This is a genomic window from Phormidesmis priestleyi ULC007, assembly GCF_001895925.1.
Lineage (GTDB): Bacteria > Cyanobacteriota > Cyanobacteriia > Leptolyngbyales > Leptolyngbyaceae > Phormidesmis_A > Phormidesmis_A priestleyi_A.
In genome coordinates this window covers 358,214-381,453 of record NZ_MPPI01000001.1, presented here as the reverse complement: position 1 = coordinate 381,453, position 23,240 = coordinate 358,214, and the positions used below count along the sequence as shown (strand labels likewise).

Sequence of the window (23,240 nt, the reverse complement as noted above, 5' to 3'; positions counted from 1 at the left end):
GCAATGGCGCTGTCTTTTTGTTGGACAAAGGTGCGAGTTTTGCGACCGCGCTGCAATCGGTGGCGGCGATCGTAGCCTCTTACCGTCAGGCTCGGCAGCCCGTTAAAGCTGAATTCTGGCTCTAGCCCAGTGATTTCGCCGCTAATCAGGCGCGTGAGTTGGTCATATCCGAGCTTGACTTCGACAGCATTGCCGATCCTAAACAGCGCTTGATCAACGAGCTGATTGGCGTTCGGTTGCTGCTCAGAACTGGTTAGCCCCAGCGTAAACATGCTGGGTAAATTAGTGTCATCGTCCACTGCCACGCTCAGGAGGCTCGTTTCTAGATCGGCAGGCAGCAGCGCTCCGTTAATGCGGACTTCAAAATTGGACGGAGCGTTTCTGGGGTTGGCACCTGGCATAGCTCTCTCTATTGCAGTTTTGGAATGTTTAAGCGTTGACCGGGTTCAATCTGGCGGGGATCGTCTAGCCGATTGGCTTCGGCGATCGCTCGCCACTGTTTGGGATCGCGATACATCTCTGCGGCAATGCTGCTGACCGTATCGCCCCGCACTACTACTCGTGTTGTAAATTCCGGGTCAATTTCTTTTTTGTCGCGTTCAGAAATCAGATACTCCCGAAACTGAACCGATAGCGTCGCCCTGACGGGGCAGCCATTTCGTCTAAACAGCGTGAAGTTTTGAGTCAGACTGGTGATCACGCCTTTAAAGGGAAAGTCAGACCCCGTAGGCGGTTTGCCCCATTCAAGCAAACAGACAGGGGGCGGCGGTTCATCTTGCGCTTTACCCCGCTGGATGCGAGTTAGCTTGACGATTTCGTTAGTTAAGACGCGGACATCTGCGATCGTTTTTCTCTCCCCTTTAATTTCGACGGGTTCGGTCACGTCAAACAACAGTTCTAGCGTTAGGGTGCGACTGCCACCGCCGCCAAACACAATTTCGGGCGCATTCAATTTGCGAGTAGCCGCTGGAGTAGCCGCTGGAGTAGCCGCTGGAGTTGTAGATGGCGGTTGAGGTTCGCTCCAGGTGACGGGCTTTGTGATCGATAGCGAGGTGGGGTTGAACAACACCTCGATCGTCTCAGACCGCTTAAACTCCTGCGTCAAGGGCGTGATCGTCAATTTCTCCAGCTTGTCGATTGCCCCCGCGCCCGTTAAGGCTCCGATCGCGCTTCCGATCGCGCCTGCAACTCCACCTAAGACCATTTGCCCATCCCCCTGCGTTCACGTTCAACGGTTAACTGACGAAACAAAATTCGGCTGACTTGTTCTGCAATCTGCCCGACATTGATGGCGTTGCTTGAAGTTGGGGGCGGGACAGGGGGCGGCACCTCAGAACTGGACGGGACTAAAGCGATCGTCGAGGAACCATTCGTCGCAGTTTGACGAGCGATCGTCGTCTGAACCCCCTGTATAGGACTGATCGCCAACGGCAAATCCGGCTGAATGCGTCGCTGCAAAACACCATTCGTCATGGCATTAAAACCGCTCCGCCCAATCAGATTCGGCTGCAACAGCGGTTCGCTAATCGACAGAGTGGATGCGATCGCTGCTGGCTCCTGACGGTTGAATCCAGTTACCATCGATTGGGGATCGGGCGATCGCTGCACGATCGTGGGCAATGAAGCAGCCTGTACTAGCGGACGAACAACAGGAACTTCAACACTCGTTTGGGCTGGGGCGATCGAGTTTTGAGGGATCGAGTCCTGAGCGATCGTTTCAGAAACAATCGTTTCCGCTGGCGATGTATCCGACATGTGTCGCAGCACTAACGTTGCTTCCGTTGGTTCCACTGATTGAAAGGTGCTGATCGGCGCGATCGCGGTCGTTGAAGTCCCAAAATCTAAGGCGGGTATTGCTGAATTAGAAGTCGGATCATCCACTTTTGCACGAGTCGGTGATTCAGTCGCGATCGAGACAGCCTCGGAGAATGATTGAACGGGTGAGACTGAGGCGATCGTGGCAGACGAATCGGACGCTGCTTTTCGTTGGATTGCACCTGGTTGAGTCGGATTCGCTGAAATGCGTCTGATCCGGTATTCGTGATTGGGTTCGGTGGGCACGATCGCCAACTCGCTGACAGACTCGTTGAAGGGCGCGATCGTCTCTGGCGCAGTCGTGAACGTGGCTGAATCCGGCTCCGTTATAGGCGACGTGGCGATCACAGGAGCGATCGCACTCAGCGGCAGTGGTTCCGAGGTGAGTGGCGCTTTGGCTGCTAGCGGTGTGGATGGAGCGATCGCGCCCACTGAAGTGACTTCAGGCGATCGAAACACCCGTTCCGCTCTAGGTGCAGGCGATGCTGTTGCCAACGCTAATTCTGTACTACCTGCTGAATCACTGTCGCGACTGCTGTAACGAGTTTGCAATTGCTCCACTAGAGCAGAGCGCTGCACAATCGATTTTGGTAGCCCTGTAGATTCAGTGCTGTAGCGGCTCAGGTCGATTACCCCAGGTTGAGTGCGACGACGATCGAGCCGTTGAATTAGCGGCGATGTTTGTAGAAGTTCTGCTTGCTCTGCGTCCATCAAAATCCTCCTGAAAGTCCGATCGACCCACTGATTTCCGCTCCAATTCCCGCAACCAGATTGCCGAGGCTAGGACGGCTCAGACCCCGATGCGACAGTTCCACACTTTCAACCGCAACATTGCCAGAATCTGCCCGCAGATCTGGGCCGGCCCACTTGTAGGGAAACGCTTCTTTGAAGTTCCACCAAATGACAGGAATTTGTTGGCGATCGAGTAAATAAATCGTGCCGTTGCGCCGCTTAATTTTGCCCTGGATTACGTCTTGGTGCCAACTCCAGAGGCCATCAATCTGCGTGATCCCATGCTTCAAAACCAGCGGTGGATATTTGCTGGCTCCGGCAAAACGATGCATATATTCGTTCACGCCACCCTCGCGATAGTCCAAAAACTCGGTTTCGGCTTGCAAACCGCTACATTCAGAAAAACCTCCCACCACTAATCCTTCAATTTCGACTAAAAAATTTGTCACCTGATAGGGATCAAACCGAACGCCTAACAGATTCGATGCCAAACTTAGGGCAGCATTTAATGGCGGATCAAAGGGTGGCATAGGTCAATTGTTTTAAGAAACAGGTTCGTTTAAGCGCTGATTAATTTTGGCAATCTCAGCGACCCAATGCAGACGATCGGGATGTTCGAGTGCCAGAATTTGGTCATGTGTCCAATGAAAGTGATACGCAATATACGCTACCTCCTCATACAGTCGTTCTAAGGGGTAGCGTGTTACTCCCCCACGCTGCTCAACTCCACTTGAAACGCTTTTTCACAGTAGGGACACTGCGTTTGGACGCGATTATGTCCGTTTTGATTGACGCGACAATAAAGATCTTGTAAGTACGCCAGATCTGCTGCGAATAGTTCCTCGATCGTTTTAGGGTTAATGTGTTCCAGTGTTCCGAGTTTGGTCACCACGCGAGACAGCAAAATCAACAGCAAGTAGGCTGAATTACTACGAACGCGCGGATCTTTGAGGGGCGCAATTTCATCAAATGCCGTTGCCAATCGCATGGTGCCCTCTTTGTGCAAGGTGCCTTCTGAGTCAACATAGCCCAGCGGTAGCGTGAATGGAAACTCGGTTTGTAGCATGTTCTTTTAAGCTTTAACCATCTCCTCATGAACAATTTCTAGTGTTTCAATGGCTACATCATTGCTCGTAGCATTCAAGGTCGGGCCTGTCCATTTTGAGGGCCAAGCATTGCGAATATTCCAGCGCCATTTCTCTTCGCGAGCTTCGTTTAACAGGACGATCGAAACATTTTTGCGATCGGCTTTTCCATCCACCACGCTTTGTCGCCACTTCCACAGTTTGTCGGAATCGGTCAGCCCTCGTTTAAGGGTGATGGGGGAGTGTTTGTTTAACCCAGTTAGTTTCCGCACATGATTGGGATCGCTGCCCTCACGGTAGTCTACAGCGTCAGTTGTCGCATCTAACCCACTACATTCGCGAAAACCTGCTTCGGTAATGCCATCAATTTCAACTAAGAAATTAAAGCCACGATACGGATCAGCCATTGTTCATCTCCTTAGTTAGGTGTTAGTTATGTTTGATCAAGAACAAATAATCATTAAGAACTCACTTCAATCCCACCAGCGCGATGAATGATTCGGATGATGAGAAATTCTGCTGGGGCTGCGACGGCTAAACCAATCTCGGTGATCAGTTCTCCAGCCTCGCGACGATCGGACGGATTCGTTTCAGCGTCGCATTTGACGTAGAACGCTTGCTGTGGCGATTGGCCCTGAAGGGCACCCGCTTGCCAGAGCCGTTCTAGATAGACGCTGAGTTCGCGCTGAATTCGCACCCACAGTCGCGGGGAGTTGGGTTCAAAGCTTGCCCATCGCATATTTGCGTCAATCCAGCGGCCGAGAGTCAGGAACACCCGACGCACATTGATGTAGCGCCAGTTGGGATCGCGGCTGAGAGTGCGTGCGCCCCAAACGCGAATGCCGCGACCGGGAAACGATCGTAAACAATTCACATGGGCTGGATTCAAGTCATCTTGCACGGTGTTGTCGATCGCGAATTCTAGATCCAAAGCATCGCGCACTTCTTCATTCGCCGGAGCCTTAAACACTCCACGAGCGGCATCACTGCGGGCAAAAATTCCGGCAACGTGACCACAGGGCGGCACCCAACGATTTTGAGAATTTCTCAACCAGGGATAGTAGAGAGCAGCGTTGACTGGCTCTTGCTGATTTCGCAACAAATCCAGGCGCTGTTGCTTAACGGTCTCGATGCTACTGCCAGGGATTGCATCCAAAATTGCCATGCGATCGCCCTGCTTCCCACAGTGCATCACCACTTGCTGCTGCACCTGAATTACAGCATCGCGATCCAGCGTCATGGCATCGGGAATGGCAACCAGATCTAGATCGGTGAGCGTCGTTAATCCAGCGATCGCTTCCTCTAGCGCGGTCTTTCGGTCTTTCAGAGTATCCGCACGGGCAAGATAACAGCGGCTACCACCATTCTCGAAAAATCCGATCACCGCATCCGCTAAATAGCCCGTTGATAATCCCAGGAAGTTCTCGGTAAACTCCTGTTTGCGGCGCAGCGGCACCACAGTTTGTCCACTCAGAAATAACCCATTAATAGCTTTACGAAAAGCCGGATCGGGGGACAGTGCTAACAGACGATCGCGATCCTCTTGAGCCATGATCCCGTTCAAAACCAAGCGCTTTTGTTGAACATCATGTTCCAGTCTGGTTTTAAGTACATTGGGCAGCGCATTGGGAAATTGCACTCCAGCGGGCAGTGCATCGAGTTTGGCGATCGCAGCCGCAAACCCGATAAACACCGGAATCCCCGTTGGCAGCGCGACCTCCGGTTGTAGGAACACTTCCTCGCGATAGACTCCAGGACTTCGATAAGCCACAGACATACTCACCTCATGCCATTTTGGATTACGGATTTGTGATGTTGAATTGCATCAAAACCTGATGTGCAACTAAAGTCAGCCCTCATCCCCCAGCCCTCATCCCAAGGCGGGAGAAGGGGAGCAAGAAGAGGTCAAAGTCCCTCTCCCGCTCTGGGAGAGGGATTTAGGGTGAGGGCAATCGGGAAAGTCGTACATCGCGTATCAAAACTCCTCTACTTCGCCTGCACCATCTGACTAATGCGGAAAATTACAAACTCAGCCGGACGGACGATCGCCACGCCAATTTCTGTAACCACCCGCCCATTTTCCCGGTCATCTGGGGAATTCGTGCCTTCGTCGCATTTGACGTAGAACGCCTCTTGCGCCGTATTGCCAAACAGAGCGCCCGATCGCCAAACGCTGGTCAGAAAGGCCGAAACGTTGCGGCTGATCGTTTGCCACAAGGCGGGTGTATTAGGCTCAAATACAATCCATTGAGTGCCTTCGTCGATCGATTCGCGCAGATAGAGCAGCGTCCGACGCACGTTGATGTACTTCAAATCCGCGTTGGCGTTGCCCCCCACAGTTCGCGCTCCCCACACCAAAATGTTGCTGTTGAGGACACGAATCGCGTTAACACCTTTGTCATTCAGGCCTTCCTGGTCGATACTGCTGACTGGCTGCGTCACATTCAGCGCCCCGAGAATCGCTTCGTTTGCTGGGGCTTTGTGGACACCACGATCGTTGTCTACTCGCGCATAAACCCCCGCAATATGACCACTGGGAGGAACCGCGATCGACCCATCGCCGCTCGGATTCTGCAATTTGGTCGCGGGATCAAAGACGCGAATCCAAGGGAAATAGAACGCGGCTAAATCTGTGCGTTTGGGCATTACACCACCATCAGCCGTGATGCGCGTCAGCGTGGTTAGATCCGTCACAGTGTCAGGGCCATCCAGAATTGCAAAGCGGTCTTTGACCTTGGCGCAGTGGGCAACTAGCTTGTCTCGCAGCGCGTCATCTAGATTTCCTGGCATCAGCACTAAGGCAATTTCGTCGATCGCCTCGAATGCCTTGAGCGCATCGTCAAGCGCGGCAGTATTTTTGACTCGCACCACATAACAGCGACTACCGCCGTTGTTGAAAAACCCATAGACGGCATGCGCCAATTGTCGATGTCCTTCATCAATGCTGGACGTGGGTGTGGGTGTTGGAGTCGGTGTGGGTGTTGGAGTCGGTGTGGGTGTCGGTGTTGGAGTAGGCTCTGGAGCTTGTCCCACTAAATCGCCAAACGTCCGTGTGAACTGCGTCCAGCTTGTAATCAGCACAGCAGTTTTTTCGGGGGTCAGCAGCGGGAACTCTACAAACGTCGTTTGGCTGGGATCATCTTTGCGTTGAGCAACCAAATTAATTTTATCTGGCACAACTCCAATAAATCCGGGGGTGCTGGTGCTGACCCCCGCGATCGCTTTTACCGACGATGGAACTTCTTCAACATAAACACCTGGGGATCGATAATTAGGCATAGCGCTCTCCTTTTCAAATCAGCGTGGGCTGCGGGGCTGAATGGGTGGGATCGGAACGGTTGGAAGCTTAGAAATTAAGGGGGGACACTCAGGCTGAAGTTGGCAGTGGTTTCGGCTCCAGCCGTCAAAACAACTTTTTGAATCGAGGTAGAAAACCCTTTTGCAGAGGCTTGAACAGTTGGCTCACCTGCTAGAAGACCGGACAACGTATAGCGACCCTCCTTGTCAGTTAAAGTTTGGACGGTACTCCAACGAAGCTGCACGATCGCCCGCTCGATCGGCTGGTTATTATCGTTACGAGTCACCCGTCCAACGAGAGTAGTGGGTGTTAATCTCACTCTGGCTTTCGAGTCTAAAATCGGCTGGTTATCTACCGTGTTTTGCACCAGAATGTTTAGCCCATTCACCACTCCATATCGAGTGCCAAAAAGCGGCGCAGAAATATTTAGCGTGTATGAACCAACGGGTAGATCAATGAAATAGAAGCTTCCTTCTTCACGGGTAAACGTCTGCAAAGGTGGATCTAGGAGTTCCACGATCGCGCCAGCAATCGCACGTTCGCTCACTGAATCTGTAACAGACCCGGCGATCGCAACGCGATGACGAATTTCTTCTACTGCTGGGTTTGACATAGCCTCAACAGGAATCAGGAATTGGGTAACCGCCCTCAAGAGAACAGTTTAGTTTTAAGAACAGTCCTAAGAAACTTTTAAGCGATATTGTTGATGTTGATGCCAGATTTTCACAAATATGCTTAATTTTTCACAAAAGGTTACTCTTCTCTCCTGAGAAATCACTAATTAGGGTGATTAGAAACTCCTCAGTCTGCAAAGGAGCGTGACACTGTTCGAGCTACGTTTTAGCCTTTCGCTCTCCTCGCGAAGTGGGGCGAAGCCCTCGCCTAGCCCTTCTCCCCCAAGAGAAGAGGAACAACCGGGCGGTTTCATACCTAAGCTGGCGGTGATTGCTCTGGTGCTGCCTTGGGCTTATTTCCAGTATTGCGGACGTTGACAAACCTGTTCAACAGATCAAACCAGAATGGCGCGCCCATTGCGATCGCGATCCCACTCAGCACCCAACCGAGCAACATCTTAAACGCCTCCCAGGGATGCCTAAAGGCAACTTGTGCCGTCAGCCCAATTTTCTTGAAGAAAGAGATGTCCCGCTCTTCGGGTGGACGGTTGAGACAACTTGCAAACATCGTTGCCCATTCTTGCTCACTGGTGACGTTATCTCGATTAATGGGCGCAGCCGGAGGACAGTCAAATTGTTTCGACAAGTTTGCCGGATTCCAGCTAATCGGCAGCGCCACATTCCTCAACACAGAATCTGTTTGGTTGCGAATGTTATCTAGCTCTTGACGCAGAGGAGGTCTATCTCCAGAGGTTGCAGGAGAAATTACGTCGCTTGCCCGTTTTGTGATCACTTGTCTCAGATTCTCATCGCTCGAAAGACGATTGAACACATGGAAGGTATCAGAATTTGTAAAGGAAGCGATCGTAATACCAATCAGAATTGCAACCCCTTTAGCATTGCGTTTATAAACGCCCGAAGTTCGCGACATTGAGCGATCGAACCACAACGAAACTTCTTCGCGCAGTTGATTAATGTCACTCTCAGTTTGCTTGACTCTGGTCTGGGCACGTCTCGCCAAAACGGCTAAACTCTCTCTCACCGCATTGGGAAGCTTACCCAGTCCTTTTTGAATCTCAACATAGGATTGATAATCTTGATAGAGTGCATATTCTTCTTCTGAAATTTCTCTAATCGCAGCATTGCGAAACAGATCACGCTGTTCATTTGTGAGATCACTTAGTTTTAGAGTCAGAGGTGGATCTTCAGAATTGTTATAAGCATCAAGCTGTGCCTTAACAGAATCGTCAATCTTGGCATTAATCGGCGGTAATTTTGTTTTAACGGTTGCGTAAGCATCTGTGATTTCTCGATAGACATCACTGCTTTGATTAACCATATCCGCAATTTCGGATAGCGAGGGTCTGAGTCCACCAGAGACGATCGCCCGTTCGTTGTCTGCTCCAAAAATTCCGAGCTTAAAAGATTTTAGACGACCGATCAAAGGCACTCCTTCCGCTTCAGGATTCGTTGGAGAACCTGCCACAATGAAGCGATCGAGGCTTTCTCCCATCCGCTCAACGCACGTCTTTAAAGTCGCTTGTTTGATTCTAAAATCTTTGAGAATCTCATGATAGTCAGTCACCAACCCAACAAAGTTAGAATCGGTGCTTAAATCCGCCTGATCTGGATTTGCCTGCTCAACAATTTGCCTAATTTTTCCAGCTTCCCAGTTGTCTTTGATCTCCTGACGCGTCGGAATTTCAACTCCGCCATTGTCATTGACTTTATAGATTCCGACCAGTCGGGTTGCAAATTTTTCAAGTCTGACTTCTGTGAGCTTATTGATTAGTTTAGAGATTCCTAATCGCTCTAACAGTGAGGTCGCAAATGTTTCAGGTGCAATGTAAGACGGCCCCGTTGCCAGTTCTTCTCCATAAGCGCCTCTGCGATTGCCCGGAAAAAGTTTTGTGAACTGTCGAAACCAGCGCGCGATGCCGCCCGTGACTCCCTGATTGACGTTTTGCAGCAGGGGATCGTTGTAGAGTTCATCAACCAGAGTCTTGACCTGCGTTTGATGCTCAGAAAGCTCTACGCCGCCACCTAAGAGAATCTCGATCGACTCCTTAAGGTGCTTTGCCCGCCATTGCAATAGGGTGGTGATCAGTTCTTGAACTTCAGACGCAAGCAGACTCAGAATTAAATAAATAAACACCAAGCCGATCGCGACATCTAAAACAAATGGCAAATTCATCTTCAATCACCCTAGCGCTAAGGATCGTGGATTAAATAACCTGTAAAAGTCCTCTGATTTGTCATCGCCGAGGCTTTCGCCCCCTAAATCCCCCACTCGTGGGGGACTTTGAAACCAGAGTCTTAGCTCAAAGTCCCCCAAAATGGGGGATTTAGGGGGCTGAAGCCGACTGAAACGCAGCGAAGATTGGTGTACACCAACTCCTTAGAGAGGGCTAGAAGTTACACCTTAATAAATCCACGTTCCTAAGTAGGCGTTCGATAAGCTACAGACAAGTTAATATACAAGCTTTTTCAAAAGTAGCTTATTTCTGTTAAAAAAATTAAGCCCCCAATCGCTGGAGGCTTAATACAAACGCTGCTGCAATCTGATCGCTAGAGAATGTAGAGCAGCAAAAAGAGAATCACCCAAATCACATCGACAAAGTGCCAATAAACTTCAGCCGCTTCTACGCCAAAATGACTGTTGGTGTTGTAGTGATCGGGCTTTAACGATCGCCACAGCACTCCTAAAATCAGCATCAGCCCAAATAAAACGTGCAGCCCGTGGAAGCCAGTCAACACATAAAACGTGCTGGCAAAGAGATTGGTTGTCAGCCCAAACTCTAGATGAAAGTACTCATAAAGTTGACCTGACAAGAAAATAGCGCCCATTGCGGCAGTGATGCCAAACCAGAGCCGTAGCCCTTTCACGTCATTCTTTTTGATCGCCGTATCTGCGTTGTGAATGACAAAACTACTCGAAACCAGAATGGCGGTGTTGATTCCGGGCAGCAGCAATTCGAGTCGAGGCGTACCTTCGGGCGGCCACGTTGGAGCGACCGATCGAAAGGTGAAATACGCCATAAAAAGACCCAGGAAAATCATGCCCTCAGCCACCAGAAAGACAATGATGCCCAATAGCCGAAAGTCGTGATGTTCTACGCCGTGGGCGACCACCACGTCTTCTTCAGGGTGATGATTGAGAACCGTTTTTGCAGAATCGAGGGTGGAACCTGTCATGAATCTTGCAGTTTGGTAAAGAACAAAACGTGGCTTTAACGATTGTGGCTTTCGCCAACGCGATCGCTAGGGCTGACTGCAACCGCCGGATCGGGTTTTGCCCGCAACGTAGAACTAGGCCCGGCTGAAAGCGCAGGATCGCTGGCATCTGAGAACGGAACATCGACTTCGGTCGCGCGGCTGCCCATGCCATAGTCATAAGGTCCAGTGGCTAAAACCGGATCTGCCTCAAAGTTTTCGACCGGAGGCGGAGAAGTGGTCATCCATTCCAACGTTAAACCACGCCATGGATTGTCGCTCGCTTTCTCACCATAAACCCAACTCCAGCAAACATTCACCAAAAAGGGCAGGGTGGAGATGGCTAAGAGGTAGGCTCCGATCGTACACAGCAAGTTCAGTGAGGCAAACTTGGGATCATATTCGGCGATCCGACGATTCATGCCTTCGATTCCCAACTTGTGCATTGGCATAAATGCCAGGTTAAAGCCCACATAGCTCAAAGCAAAGTGAATTTTACCCCAGGTTTCGTTGAGCATTCGTCCCGTCATTTTAGGGAACCAATGGTAGAAAGCGGCATATAACCCAAACACGCTGCCCCCAAACAACACATAGTGCAGGTGAGCCACGATGAAGTAGGTGTCGTGAACGTGAATATCCCAAGGCACAGACGCGACCATCACGCCGCTAATGCCGCCAATCACGAATAGAGAAATAAACCCCATCGCAAACAGCAACGGACTTTCGAGCCGAAGTTTGCCGCCCCAGATCGTTGCCAACCAGCTAAACACTTTAATGCCCGTCGGCACGGCAATGATCATCGACGTGATCATAAAAAACATTCGCAGCCAGGGAGGTGTGCCGCTAGTGAACATATGGTGTGCCCACACAATCAAGCCCAAACCGCAAATTGCAATACTGGAGTAAGCGATCGCTTTATATCCAAAAATTGGCTTGCGAGAGTGGACTGACACAATTTCTGAAATCATCCCAAACACGGGCAAGATCATAATGTAGACCGCCGGATGGGAGTAAAACCAGAACATATGCTGATAGACGATCGGATCTCCACCCCCTGTTGGGTTAAAGAAATTCGTCCCCACCATCAGGTCAAACGACAGCAAAATCATCGCACCTGCCAAGACCGGAGTCGCGATCAGAGCCAGAAATGACGTTGCCAGCATTGCCCAGCAGAATAGGGGCATCTGGTTTAGCCCCATTCCAGGGATTCGCATTTTGAAAATAGTGACGATGAAATTCACCGCCGCCAAAATCGAAGACGTTCCCAACAGCAAGACGCTGAGAATCCAAATCAGCTCTCCAGGCTTGCCGTTCATCAAGCTCAGAGGGGGATAAGAAGTCCAGCCTGAGCCGGGGGCACCGACCAAGAAGCTCGACATTAAGAGAATTCCGGCGGGTGGAATAATCCAGAAGGCGATCGCGTTGAGGCGAGGAAACGCCATGTCTCGCGCCCCAATCATTAGCGGAATCAAATAATTGCCAAATCCACCCGTTCCCGCAGGCACGATCCACAAAAAGATCATCACCGTTGCGTGAACCGTAAACAGGCTATTATAAACTTCGCGACTGACAAAATCAGATTCTGGAGTCGCCAACTCAGTTCGCACCATTGTTGCCAGCACGCCGCCGACGAGATAGAAAATAAACGTCGTAACGAGATATTGAATCCCGATTACTTTGTGGTCGGTGCTAAAACCAAAATATTTGCGCCAATCGCCCTTGTCCGGCTCGGTGCCGTGGGCAGGAAGATTAGCTTGTTCTTGAAATTCTGCGGCTTGGGTCATAAGAAATGTCAGGGGTTCTCTGTCATTCGTCACGGGTTACGGGTCATTTGCCATTGACTAACGACGAATGACGCATAACCACTAACTCATAGAATGGTGATCAGAATGGAGTTGCTTAAGCGTATCTGCGCTGATTCCCACTTCTTTGGCGTAGGGAGCGAGATACTCGGTTTCAGTCATGGTTGCCGGAGTCGTGGCAACTGCTTTACTCAGTCCTTCAGCGCTGGCAACTTGCTGGCTCTGAATCCATTTCTGGACATCTTCGGCAGACTCAACCACAACTTTAGTGTTCATTGCGCCGTGATAAGCGCCACACAACTCAGCGCAAATGAGCGGATATTCACCCAGTCTATTGGCGGTGAATCGCACTTCAGTTTGCCGTCCGGGAACTGCATCTTGCTTCAAGCGAAATTGAGGCACCCAAAAAGCGTGAATCACATCATTTGCGGTGATGTTGACTAGCACTTTCTGATTGATCGGCACATGCAATTCGCCTGCCACAACTTCCGTGCCGGGGTAAGTAAACAGCCAAGCGTACTGCATTCCCGCTACGTTGACGACAAATTCAGGCGCTCCTGGCTCTGCTCCGCCAATTTTAGGAGAAACAGTGCCCAGAGTCGGCGCGTCTTTTTTCTGCGGCAAATCTTCACGGATGGCAGCAGTGGTCGGATCTTGATTAACCTCTGCGGCTTTTTGCTGATTGGGATCGGCTTGCGCCATCAAAGTTCCTGCCATCGCCGATCCGGGCATGGTTGCCATTTGATGGGAAGCTTTGCCGTGTGCCATAGAGTGATCCATCGGATCAGCGCCACCATTGTCGTTATAGATATCAAAACTAAGGATTGAGATACCCAGAACCATAATGGCTGGGATCGCCGTCCAGAGAATCTCTAGGGGAATATTGCCGTGGACGGGAGGACCATCTGAGTCGTCTCCAGGCTGGCGACGAAACTTAAAGGCAGAGTAGACCAACACGCCGATCACGAGTAGAAAAATCCCCGTTCCGATCGTCATCATCAAATTAAAGAGACTATCAATGCGAATAGACTCTACCGACGCGGAGATAGGTAAAAGATCATGATTCTGACCGTACCAAAAACTGACCAGGGTCAGAACGATACCAGCCAGTAGGGTTGTAATCTGACTTGGAATGTTCACAGTTCGTCAAATCTCACAAACAACTGGGCGATCGCAGCAGCGACCAACTGAAAACCACCGAATATGCCTTGAATTTTAGGACTTGAATCTAACCTTAGAGATGGTCTTGAGGTAGATACATTCACCATACTGCACCTGAACTGTCTCAGAAATTCAGGCTTAAAATCCGCGGCTACTCGTTCTTCTTACTACACGGTAAGCTACCCATCTTGGGAGAGGGTAACCATTTCACTATCCTTAAGGATCTCTTTGGGATCTGGAGGAGTTTGCTGAAAAGGTGACTGAATATTGACTTCACGCCCTCTGTAATCCGAAGAAATTCCGAAAGCTTGCCCCTAATTAGACTTGCATCACTAAAGTAAACGCTAGAGTATATGCTCATAGTTTAGTTAACTTTTATTTTATTTTCAGAAATCGGAATAAAGGCTCTTAAACCTATGTCTGAATCCTTTCTGCATCAGCCTGCCGTCTCAACACCTGATTCCACAGTTGTTAGAACTTGGGTGACTCGTCTGGTGTTTGGGTTAGCGATCGCCACTCTCTTCTTAATGGCGTTGGGTAGCGCGACTCGCGTCATGAATGCTGGCTTGTCTTGCCCTGATTGGCCGCTTTGCTACGGTGAATTCGTCCCTCGCGATCAGATGAATCTTCAGGTGTTTTTAGAATGGTTTCATCGGCTGATTGCCACATCGATGGGGTTTGCTACGATCGGGCTTGCCAGTCTAGCCTGGTGGAATCGACGAGTTCTGCCTGATTGGACACCCTGGGCAGCGACCTTTGCCCTGTTCCTGGTCGTGATTCAAGGAATCTTGGGCGGATTGACCGTCACTGAGCTGTTGCGATTCGATATCGTGACCGCTCACCTGGGAACTGGACTCCTGTTTTTCAGCACACTGGTTGCCATTGGCACCTCCCTTATCTCTCACCAAGGAACTGGAAACGTTGGTAACCTGAAGTGGGTAGGGCTGATCGCCATCGTTTTGGTTTACCTACAAAGTATTTTGGGTGGATTGGTTTCCTCTCAGTGGGCGCTTCATCAATGTCTTGGCACGAGTCAACTGTGCGGGGTGATGAACAGCCACATTGCGGGAGTGGTTCCGGCGACGATCGCTACCCTGACCCTAATCTTTCTCACTTGGCGGACTCCTGCCCTTCCTCCTTTACTCCGTCGTTGGGCAACTCTGGCTGGGCTTTGTCTGCTGCTGCAAATCACGCTAGGGGTTGCGACCTTCCGCCTTCACCTTCAGGTTGAGCCGCTCACAGTCGCTCATCAGGCTGTCGGTGCCTCCCTACTCGGAACACTAATCATCTTCACTATTTTGGCGTTTCGAGATATTCCGGTCTTGAAGGGTCAATCTCAAGAGGCATTGATCGATTTTTCTGCCTCTTGAGCGTCTCCTTTAACCTTTTTCTTAACTACTCTCCAATCGGAACCTTTAGAGAATGCAAAATACTGCGCTTCCTGGCATTTCTCGCCACAATCAAGACTTTCTGCACGTCATTCAAAGCTATTGGCAACTCACAAAGCCAAGAATTATTCTGCTGCTGTTGATCACCACCGCAGGCGGGATGTGGATCGCGGCTGAGGGGCAAGTAGATCCCTTTTTGCTGATCATCACGCTGATTGGCGGCGCATTTTCTGCGGGGGCGGCAAACACGATTAACTGTTTGTACGATCGTGATATCGACTATATTATGGAGCGCACTCGCAACCGTCCGCTGCCATCGGGCCGAGTCAGCCCTAGAGATGCGCTAATTTTTGCGACGATTCTGGCAGTGACTGCCTTCACACTATTAGCAGTGTTCGCGAATCTGCTCAGTGCGGGTCTCGCCATGTCTGGCATTTTCTGCTACGTCGTGGTCTACACTCACTGGCTCAAGCGTCACAGCACCCAAAACATTGTGATCGGCGGGGCAGCCGGGGCGATTCCTCCCCTTGTGGGATGGGCGGCGGTGACAGGCGATTTGAGTTGGGCAGCCTGGGTGCTGTTTGCGATCGTCTTTATGTGGACTCCGCCTCACTTTTGGGCATTGGCGATCATGATTCGTGAAGATTATGCCAAAGTGGGCGTGCCGATGATGCCTGTAGTGGAGGGCAACGAATCGACAAGTCACCAAATTCTCTACTACACGCTGGCACTGATCCCGGTGACGCTGCTGTTGGTCTACCCGCTGCATGTTATGGGCGCTGTGTATGCGGCGATCGCGCTATTACTCGGCAGCATCTTCGTCCAGAAAGCGTGGAAATTAGTCCAAGAGCCGTCTGAATTAAGGGTGGCGAAATCTCTGTTCAAATACTCCATTCTCTACCTAATGCTGCTTTGTGCGGGGATGGGAATCGACAGCTTGCCCGTGACCCATCGACTTACTGCTGCCCTCGCGGCCAATCTAGGAAATCATCTCGTAGATGCTCTCTAGAAGTCCTTACAATAAGGAGGATAGCGATAAAGATTTGTATCAAATAAGGGAGGAGTAGCAATGGCTCCTGCGGTTTTAATCGAACAACTCCAGAAACGCTATGGTGCGATCGAAGCGGTTAAAGACGTTTCTTTGCAGGTAGAGTCAGGTGAAATCTTTGGCTTATTGGGCCCCAATGGAGCCGGGAAAACCACCACACTGCGATGTTTGTGTACTTTAACCGAACCCGATTCGGGACGAATTGAGGTATCTGGAGTTTCGGCGATCGAGCATCCTCGTTTGGCTCGTCAGCATTTGGGCTATGTCGCTCAAGAAGTCGCGTTAGACAAAGTTTTAACGGGGCGAGAATTGCTAGAGCTTCAGGCAGCGCTCTATCATCTTCCACGGCAAACCATTAAACCGAGGATCGTCGAGATTCTGACCCTTTTGGGATTGGATGAATGGGCAGACAAAAAATCGGGCACCTATTCTGGTGGATTAAAGAAACGCCTAGATTTAGCAGCCGGACTGCTCCATCAGCCAGATGTGCTGATTCTTGACGAGCCAACGGTCGGGTTAGATATCGAAAGCCGAGTGGCAGTGTGGAACTTCTTGCGCGAACTGCGATCGCAAGGAACCACTGTCTTAATCACAAGCCATTATTTAGAAGAAGTGGATGCCCTTGCCGATCGAGTCGCCATTATCGATCGTGGCATCGTCATCGCAGCGGGCACTCCCTCAGAATTGAAGGATCAGGTTGGGGGCGATCGTGTCACCCTGCGGATTCGCGAGTTCTCTCCGGTTGAGGAGGCTGAACAAGCAAAAGTCTTGCTAGAAGCTTTGCCCTTAGTGCAGGAAGTGATCATTAATCGCGCTCAAGGAAACTCTCTAAACTTAGTGGTTGCCCCTCAAAGTGAGGCGTTGATCACCATTCAGAACGCCCTTCAGCAAGCTGGACTGCCCACGTTTGGCATTGCTCAGGCGCGTCCCAGTTTAGATGATGTCTATCTCAACGCGACGGGTCGCACACTTTTAGATGCCGAGATTGCGGCAGCGGGAAGTCGTGATCTTAAAGCCGAAAAAAAGCAAAATATGCGCTGATTCACTTGTCCCTCATTGCATTGTCTTATGAGTCGCACTATTACTCCTCCCCAATCTGAGTTTAAAGATCAAGTAGGCGCGATCGCCCTACCAAAATCTACGCCTTTAAGTGACTTTATCCAAGAAACGCTGGCGCTGACTCGTCGCTTATTTATTCAACTTCAGCGTCGCCCTTCGACCCTGGCAGCAGGCATTATTCAGCCGTTAATGTGGCTCGTCTTATTTGGGGCACTGTTCCAAAACGCGCCCCAAGGATTGTTTGGAGATAGCGCCAGCTACGGGCAGTTTCTCGGCGCAGGAATTATTGTCTTCACCGCATTTGGGGGCGCATTAAATGCTGGATTGCCTGTGATGTTCGATCGCGAGTTTGGCTTTCTAAATCGTTTGCTCGTCGCGCCTCTCGCTTCTCGCTTCTCGATCGTCATGGCATCAGCTATTTTTATCACGACATTGAGCTTGATTCAGACGGCAGCGATCGTGGTGATGAGTGCCTTTTTAGGATCAGGGTTGCCCAATGCATTAGGGTTAGCGTTGGTCGGACTGATCGTGTTAATGCTGGTTCTTGCCGTAACCGCATTGAGTTTAGGATTAGCGTTTGCACTTCCCGGTCACATCGAATTGATTGCGGTGATCTTCGTGACAAACTTGCCGCTTTTGTTTGCCAGCACGGCATTGGTGCCCCTGTCATTTATGCCCAAGTGGTTGCAGGTTGTGGCGACGTTGAATCCCTTGAGTTATGCGATCGAGCCAATTCGCTATGTCTATCTCCACAGCGACTGGAATCTTGGTAGTGTCGTTGTGCAAGCTCCGTGGGGAGCCGTCACGATGGGAACGTCTCTGCTCATCTTACTGGGGTTTAACGTTGTGGCATTTTTGGCAATTCAGCCTTTGCTGAAGCGCACCTTAGCGTAAAGTTTTGAATTGAAAGATCTCAGGAGCAATTCCTAGATTATTGCGTCTTGAGTAGAATTAGCAGTAAGCACTCATTAATTCAGGATTCCAACCCGATGAAAACCAAACTTGAGAGTCAGTCTGTTAAGCCGATTGCTTGGGTTGCGCTTAATCTTCTCATAGGCTTGGGCATGGCTTCTTTGATGGCTCGACCGTCGATCGCTCAGGTTACAAATGTCGATCCCTTCAAAGATACGCAATCAAAAGACGGGCTTTCTGATATTTTTTCTAACCGCAGTGATGGCTCATCAACTAGCGTGCTTAACCTGATCCAGCGACTTACCACAGGTGGCACAAACGCGGCTGACTTTCAAGCGCAACAGCAGCAAAATTTAGACGATGCGGCGGCCCAGTTTCGGGCACAGCAACGTCAACGCATTCAAGGGCAACAACCTCAGACAGTTCCTTCTGCAATTCAGGTCGTGCCGCCTGCCAATGGAACGACTCCTACCCCATAAAATCAAACAAACTTTTTAAAGACAAACGGTGAATGATTAAGTTGCATTTACCGTTTTTTGTTGACTGTTAAGTGCTGGTGCGATCGCAGCAGGTGCAGAAATTTTGCACCGTTAAAAAAATCCATATCCGCATTCTTCTACTACAATCGAGGTCATTCCAACGCGGGTCATCATGTCAGTCGCATCTTCTTCTAAAAAAGCTTTTCCAGTCTGGACGTTGTTGACGATCGCAGCCAACGGTCTACTGATCGCGATCATCGTTTTATTAGTGCTGAGACATGAACGCACCGCAGCGCGCCGCCCCTCTCAGGTTAAAATTTCACCGCTTCCGATCGCCTCAGAGCAGCTAACCTCGACAATCGACCAACTCGAAAAACGGCACCCACTCACTTATCAACAATGGGTCAACTTGCTGGGCAAAGAAGCCAAAGCCATCGTTAAAAATAAGCCCGATCGCTTAACCATTCTCGCCGGAGATTCTTTAAGTCTTTGGTTTCCGTCTGAGTTGTTGCCCAGCGATCGCATCTGGCTCAATCAAAGCATCTCTGGCGAAACCTCGATCGGGTTACTCAAACGCTTAAGTTTGTTCGAGCAGACAGAGCCGCAAGCCATCTTTGTAATGATTGGCATCAACGATCTGACCAAAGGCACCTCTGATCAAGAATTGTTAGATTCCTACGAGCAAATTATTGAAGCGTTAAAGCAGGCTCACCCCAACTCTAAGATTGTGGTGCAGTCGATTTTGCCCCACGGCGCTAACCCAGACGCAACTCTTGAGAAGCGTCAACAGCTTCTAGAAATTTCTAACGAACGGATTCACACCCTGAATCAGACCCTTGAGACGATCTCCAAAAGTGCAGAAGTCTTTTATCTCGATTTGCAGCCATTAGTGGTCGATGACGAAGGATATTTACGATCGGAATTTACCACCGACGGCTTGCACCTAAATCGGCAAGGATATCTAGTGTGGCGATCGGCGATTCAAACGTTTAGCCAATTGGCATTGGATTCTGAATCTGCTGAGAAACTTTAAAAGTAATCGAAACTTTCCACTATTGCTAAAACGCTAATCTTGTACCTCTTCAATCTCTAACAAACTGACGATGACTCCGGCGATCGGAATCGATAAAAAGACTCCCAACAAACCCGCCATTCGCGTCCCTACTAAAAGCGCAAAAAATACAATAATCGGATTTAAGTGAACCGTGCTTTGCATGACGCGAGGAGCCAGTAGATTGTCTTGAAGCTGTTGCAGGACCACGCAAACAATCAGCACCTTTAAAGCAGCAAGCCAACCGCTTTGCACCAAGATAATCAGACAAATTACACTCACTCCTAACGTGGCTCCGATGCCGGGAATCACGTCTAAAACGCCAACTGTCGCGGCTAACAAAAAAGGAAATGGAATGCCAAACAGGACAAACACTAAAAACGTGGCGATCGTCAGAATTAATGAGATGAACAGTTGCCCCCGCAAAAACCCGATGAAGTTTTTTTGAACCGCGATCGCAAAACGACTGCGGTGCGGAGCGGGGATCATTTTCAGCACTAGTTGCCAAATCTTTTGTCCATCAGCCAGCATAAAGAAGGCGACCACCAAAATGATAATAAAAGTAACATAATTTTCTAAAAGAGCGGGCACAGAGCTAACCAGCCAATTCAACCCGAATACAAATGCATTGCGGATTTGAGCTTCGATCGCTTCTAAATTCAGGGGAATGTTTCGCTCTGCCAGTCCACTTTGCAGCCTTTCAAGCGGATTGTTTGAACTGTTGAGAACTTGTAAGAGAGCAGTGGCTAACTGTTGAAGCTGAGTAGTGATAATTAACCCAATTCCAATTAAAAGAACTACGATCGTAAGCAGGCTCAACGCAATTACAATACCGAGCGCAGCACTTCGCCGCAGAAATCGCTCTAGATAATGGACTGGATAGCTGAGAACTAACGCTAAAGTTGCCGCCGCTGTAAATACAAAAATAACATACTCAAAATATCGAAAAAGTTCGACAAACGCCCAGCCTGACGCAAAGAAAAGCAGAAAGCGAACGAGCGCATTCGTGCTAATTTGGCTCCAAAAGGATGGGTGATTGGGTATTTCTGGCGGTTGATTCATCAAATTTGCAGCTTCGTTGAAAGGGTCACTCAATCAAGATAGATGACAGCGGACAGCGGGAATCAGACTTCTGTTGAACCATTTTATGGCTTGGGTTTAGAGAGAGAAGCAGGTGCTTCCTGCCGTCGGACTTCTTCAACTTGATTCACTTCAAAAATTAGGGTGAATGGTTTCCCTATTTCCTGCTCGATAAATTCTTCTAGCAACTGCACCTGACGCGGCGTAACGTTCTCTTTCGCCCGGACGCTTAAGTAAACTTCGGGTGGAGTCATGAGCCATTCTGTTTGAATTTTGAGCAGTTCCATCCGTTGAAAGGTCACAGTGCGATCGAGTAAAGCCTGTTTAAGACTCGTTTCTAGCTGGGCTTGGCGCACTAGTTTGACAAAGCTGACTCCCAAAGGAACGATTAAGACTGATGTCAGCACGAGCATCCAAACGAGAGCTTTTTGGGCACGTTTGAATGGAGCATAGCCGACCAGCAAGAAGGTCAATGTACAGGAGAGAGTAATTCCGAGCAAGTTTGTGAGGTAGAGCAGCGTTGCACCGAGGCTGAGAGAGCTATTTCCCTGCGAGAGTCCTAAGCCGATGACGCAAACGGGAGGCATCAGGGCAACTGCGATCGCCGTTCCCGCCAACGTGCCAGAGATTTTGGGTTCAGCTTTGGCATAGCCACTAATGGCTCCTGCCGTGACGGCAATCCCTAAATCTAAAAGAGTCGGCTCAGAACGGGCGAGGACTTCACTGCCATAGCTCGGTATCCCAACCAGCAACCCCAGAAGCGAGGAGATGACTATTGCAAGCAGCGTTCCCACCGTCACGGCGATCGCGCCTTTGCGAAACAGCCTTAAGTCTCCTGCTAGTGCGCCGAACGCTAATCCGCGAATGGGCAGCATTAACGGGGCGATAATCATTGCGCCAATAATCACGGCGGCACTGTTGGAGAGTAAGCCAAACGTCGCGATCGCGCAGGAACCCACAATCAAAACGAGGTAGCTCGTGCTGAGAGTAGACTCATCCAACAGGTCTGCCCGCAACTGCTGAACCTGATCTGGCTGCCCGTTTTTCTGTCTAAATTGTGTGAAACGGCTGCGAGGGTTGCTTGGCATTGAAGAATCTCTGCTTTAAACTCTGAAAATTATCAGCCGAACGCTGATCCGTTCACTTCCCCCCTAAGCTTGAAATTTCGGATGGAATAGAGATTGCTATTAGAAAAACTTGATCCTTCGCCCTTGATTTCATCCGCTGTTACCCAACCGCTTTATGATCACGAGTAGAGACCAAGAGACCAATAGCGCCACTGAAGGGAAAAGACCGGATGGATACCAAAGCGTTTAAGCGATCGCTCAACAGTTCTGAAAACTATCACCGCAAAGGGTTTGGTCACGAGACTGAAGTCGCGGGAGTCATGGAGTCGGAATATCAGAGTGATTTGATTCAGCAGATCCGCGATCGTCAATACACGCTGACGCGAGGCGATGTCACGATTCGATTGGCGGAGGCGTTTGGGTTTTGCTGGGGCGTTGAGCGTGCGGTCGCGATGGCGTATGAAACTCGCCAACACTTCCCCACCGAGCGGATTTGGATCACCAATGAGATTATTCACAATCCCTCAGTTAATCAGCGGTTGCGAGAGATGAACGTGCATTTTATCTCGCTGATCGAGGGCGAAAAAGACTTCTCTGGAGTCGGAACAGGCGACGTGGTGATTTTGCCTGCGTTTGGTGCCAGTGTTCAAGAAATGCAGATTCTCAACGATCGCGGCTGCAAAATCGTCGATACCACTTGTCCGTGGGTGTCTAAAGTCTGGAACACCGTCGAGAAGCACAAAAAAGTCGCACACACTTCGATTATTCACGGCAAATATAACCACGAAGAAACAGTCGCGACCAGTTCGTTTGCCGGAATTTATCTGATCGTTTTGAACTTGGCAGAAGCCGAGTATGTCGCCAATTACATTCTCAACGGCGGCGATCGTGACGAATTTTTGACCAAGTTTCAGCGATCGATCTCGGTGGGTTTTGACCCCGATCGTGACTTAGAGCGCGTCGGCATCGCCAATCAAACCACAATGCTCAAGGGCGAAACCGAGCAAATCGGCAAACTGTTTGAACACACGATGATGCGAAAATACGGTCCCGATCAGCTTAATCAGCATTTCCTCAGCTTCAACACGATTTGCGATGCCACCCAAGAACGGCAGGATGCCATGTTCGAGCTAGTGGATGAAAAACTCGATTTGATGGTCGTGATCGGTGGCTATAACTCGTCTAACACGACACACCTGCAAGAGATTGCGATCGATCGCCAGATTCCCTCTTATCACATCGACAGCGCCGAACGCATTAGTAAGAGTGGCATTGAACACAAGCCGCTCGATCGCGAGTTAGAAATCACCAAAAACTGGCTTCCTGACGGCAAAATTGTGGTTGGCATCACGTCTGGCGCGTCTACGCCCGATAAAGTCGTCGCCGATGTGATTGAGAGAATTTTTGAGCTAAAAGCTGCGGCAGTTTTTTAGAAC

At 49.9% G+C, this 23,240-nt stretch carries 22 protein-coding genes and 1 pseudogene; 7 read left to right on the top strand and 16 right to left on the bottom strand.

Annotated elements, in window-relative coordinates; genetic code table 11:
* The 14 genes and pseudogenes from BRW63_RS28025 to BRW63_RS01670 all read right to left on the bottom strand — a co-directional run.
* A pseudogene (locus BRW63_RS28025) lies at positions 1–401 on the bottom strand (hypothetical protein); the annotation flags it as partial.
* A gap of 8 nt (positions 402–409) precedes the next feature.
* On the bottom strand, positions 410–1,204 hold the full coding sequence (locus tag BRW63_RS01725) for a CIS tube protein (RefSeq protein WP_083582617.1): 795 nt from the start codon (positions 1,202–1,204) through the stop codon (positions 410–412).
* On the bottom strand, positions 1,195–2,526 hold the full coding sequence (locus BRW63_RS01720) for a hypothetical protein (RefSeq protein ID WP_073069165.1): 1,332 nt from the start codon (positions 2,524–2,526) through the stop codon (positions 1,195–1,197). The genes BRW63_RS01725 and BRW63_RS01720 overlap by 10 nt, the downstream gene beginning before the upstream one ends.
* Positions 2,526–3,077 carry a phage tail protein gene (locus tag BRW63_RS01715; protein WP_073069164.1) on the bottom strand — a complete coding sequence of 184 codons (552 nt, stop codon included), beginning with the start codon at positions 3,075–3,077 and terminating at the stop codon, positions 2,526–2,528. Before BRW63_RS01715 ends, BRW63_RS01720 begins: the two co-directional genes overlap by 1 nt.
* 12 nt (positions 3,078–3,089) lie before the next feature.
* On the bottom strand, positions 3,090–3,230 hold the full coding sequence (locus BRW63_RS29765; protein ID WP_317615783.1) for a DUF6760 family protein: 141 nt from the start codon (positions 3,228–3,230) through the stop codon (positions 3,090–3,092).
* A gap of 20 nt (positions 3,231–3,250) precedes the next feature.
* Positions 3,251–3,613: a hypothetical protein gene (locus BRW63_RS01710; RefSeq protein ID WP_073069163.1), complete on the bottom strand. Its 363-nt coding sequence runs from the start codon at positions 3,611–3,613 to the stop codon at positions 3,251–3,253.
* 6 nt (positions 3,614–3,619) lie between these two features.
* The gene (locus tag BRW63_RS01705) at positions 3,620–4,039 is read right to left on the bottom strand and encodes a phage tail protein (RefSeq protein WP_073069162.1); all 420 of its coding nucleotides are present in this window, start codon (positions 4,037–4,039) and stop codon (positions 3,620–3,622) included.
* Positions 4,040–4,092: 53 nt separating this feature from the next.
* Positions 4,093–5,409: a phage tail sheath family protein gene (locus BRW63_RS01700; RefSeq protein ID WP_219898281.1), complete on the bottom strand. Its 1,317-nt coding sequence runs from the start codon at positions 5,407–5,409 to the stop codon at positions 4,093–4,095.
* A gap of 209 nt (positions 5,410–5,618) precedes the next feature.
* A complete protein-coding gene (locus BRW63_RS01695; RefSeq protein WP_073069161.1) occupies positions 5,619–6,911 on the bottom strand; it encodes a phage tail sheath family protein in 1,293 nt (430 codons plus the stop codon).
* A 74-nt stretch (positions 6,912–6,985) separates the two neighbouring features.
* The gene (locus tag BRW63_RS01690) at positions 6,986–7,543 is read right to left on the bottom strand and encodes a carboxypeptidase-like regulatory domain-containing protein (RefSeq protein ID WP_073069160.1); all 558 of its coding nucleotides are present in this window, start codon (positions 7,541–7,543) and stop codon (positions 6,986–6,988) included.
* A 317-nt stretch (positions 7,544–7,860) separates the two neighbouring features.
* On the bottom strand, positions 7,861–9,738 hold the full coding sequence (locus BRW63_RS01685) for a hypothetical protein (RefSeq protein ID WP_073069159.1): 1,878 nt from the start codon (positions 9,736–9,738) through the stop codon (positions 7,861–7,863).
* A gap of 374 nt (positions 9,739–10,112) precedes the next feature.
* Positions 10,113–10,739 (bottom strand): cytochrome c oxidase subunit 3, encoded by a 627-nt coding sequence (locus BRW63_RS01680; protein ID WP_073069158.1) that lies wholly within the window; start codon positions 10,737–10,739, stop codon positions 10,113–10,115.
* 35 nt (positions 10,740–10,774) lie between these two features.
* The gene (gene ctaD, locus BRW63_RS01675) at positions 10,775–12,541 is read right to left on the bottom strand and encodes a cytochrome c oxidase subunit I (RefSeq protein ID WP_073069157.1); all 1,767 of its coding nucleotides are present in this window, start codon (positions 12,539–12,541) and stop codon (positions 10,775–10,777) included.
* Between the two features lie 81 nt (positions 12,542–12,622).
* Complete coding sequence (locus BRW63_RS01670; RefSeq protein ID WP_073069156.1) at positions 12,623–13,699, bottom strand: cytochrome c oxidase subunit II; 1,077 nt, start codon at positions 13,697–13,699, stop codon at positions 12,623–12,625.
* A gap of 437 nt (positions 13,700–14,136) precedes the next feature.
* Between BRW63_RS01670 and BRW63_RS01660 the strand changes: the two genes are divergently transcribed.
* The 6 genes from BRW63_RS01660 (at position 14,137) to BRW63_RS01635 (ending at position 19,639) form a co-directional block, all read left to right on the top strand.
* Positions 14,137–15,090, top strand: a complete 954-nt coding sequence (locus BRW63_RS01660; protein WP_073069154.1) for a COX15/CtaA family protein — start codon at positions 14,137–14,139, stop codon at positions 15,088–15,090.
* Positions 15,091–15,142: 52 nt separating this feature from the next.
* On the top strand, positions 15,143–16,117 hold the full coding sequence (locus BRW63_RS01655) for a heme o synthase (RefSeq protein WP_073069153.1): 975 nt from the start codon (positions 15,143–15,145) through the stop codon (positions 16,115–16,117).
* Positions 16,118–16,177: 60 nt separating this feature from the next.
* Entirely contained in the window at positions 16,178–17,197 is a 1,020-nt protein-coding gene (locus BRW63_RS01650; RefSeq protein WP_073069152.1) for an ABC transporter ATP-binding protein, read from the top strand.
* Positions 17,198–17,224: 27 nt separating this feature from the next.
* The gene (locus BRW63_RS01645) at positions 17,225–18,109 is read left to right on the top strand and encodes an ABC transporter permease (RefSeq protein WP_073069151.1); all 885 of its coding nucleotides are present in this window, start codon (positions 17,225–17,227) and stop codon (positions 18,107–18,109) included.
* A 95-nt stretch (positions 18,110–18,204) separates the two neighbouring features.
* Entirely contained in the window at positions 18,205–18,606 is a 402-nt protein-coding gene (locus tag BRW63_RS01640; protein WP_073069150.1) for a hypothetical protein, read from the top strand.
* 172 nt (positions 18,607–18,778) lie between these two features.
* Positions 18,779–19,639, top strand: a complete 861-nt coding sequence (locus BRW63_RS01635) for a GDSL-type esterase/lipase family protein (protein ID WP_073069149.1) — start codon at positions 18,779–18,781, stop codon at positions 19,637–19,639.
* Between the two features lie 33 nt (positions 19,640–19,672).
* On the opposite strand, the gene BRW63_RS01630 is transcribed toward BRW63_RS01635, so the two are convergent.
* Positions 19,673–20,719, bottom strand: a complete 1,047-nt coding sequence (locus BRW63_RS01630) for an AI-2E family transporter (protein ID WP_073069298.1) — start codon at positions 20,717–20,719, stop codon at positions 19,673–19,675.
* An 83-nt stretch (positions 20,720–20,802) separates the two neighbouring features.
* Entirely contained in the window at positions 20,803–21,825 is a 1,023-nt protein-coding gene (locus BRW63_RS01625) for a DUF389 domain-containing protein (protein WP_073069148.1), read from the bottom strand.
* A 209-nt stretch (positions 21,826–22,034) separates the two neighbouring features.
* On the opposite strand from BRW63_RS01625, the gene BRW63_RS01620 reads away from it, so the two are divergent.
* A complete protein-coding gene (locus BRW63_RS01620; RefSeq protein WP_073069147.1) occupies positions 22,035–23,237 on the top strand; it encodes a 4-hydroxy-3-methylbut-2-enyl diphosphate reductase in 1,203 nt (400 codons plus the stop codon).
* Positions 23,238–23,240: the final 3 nt, after the last annotated feature.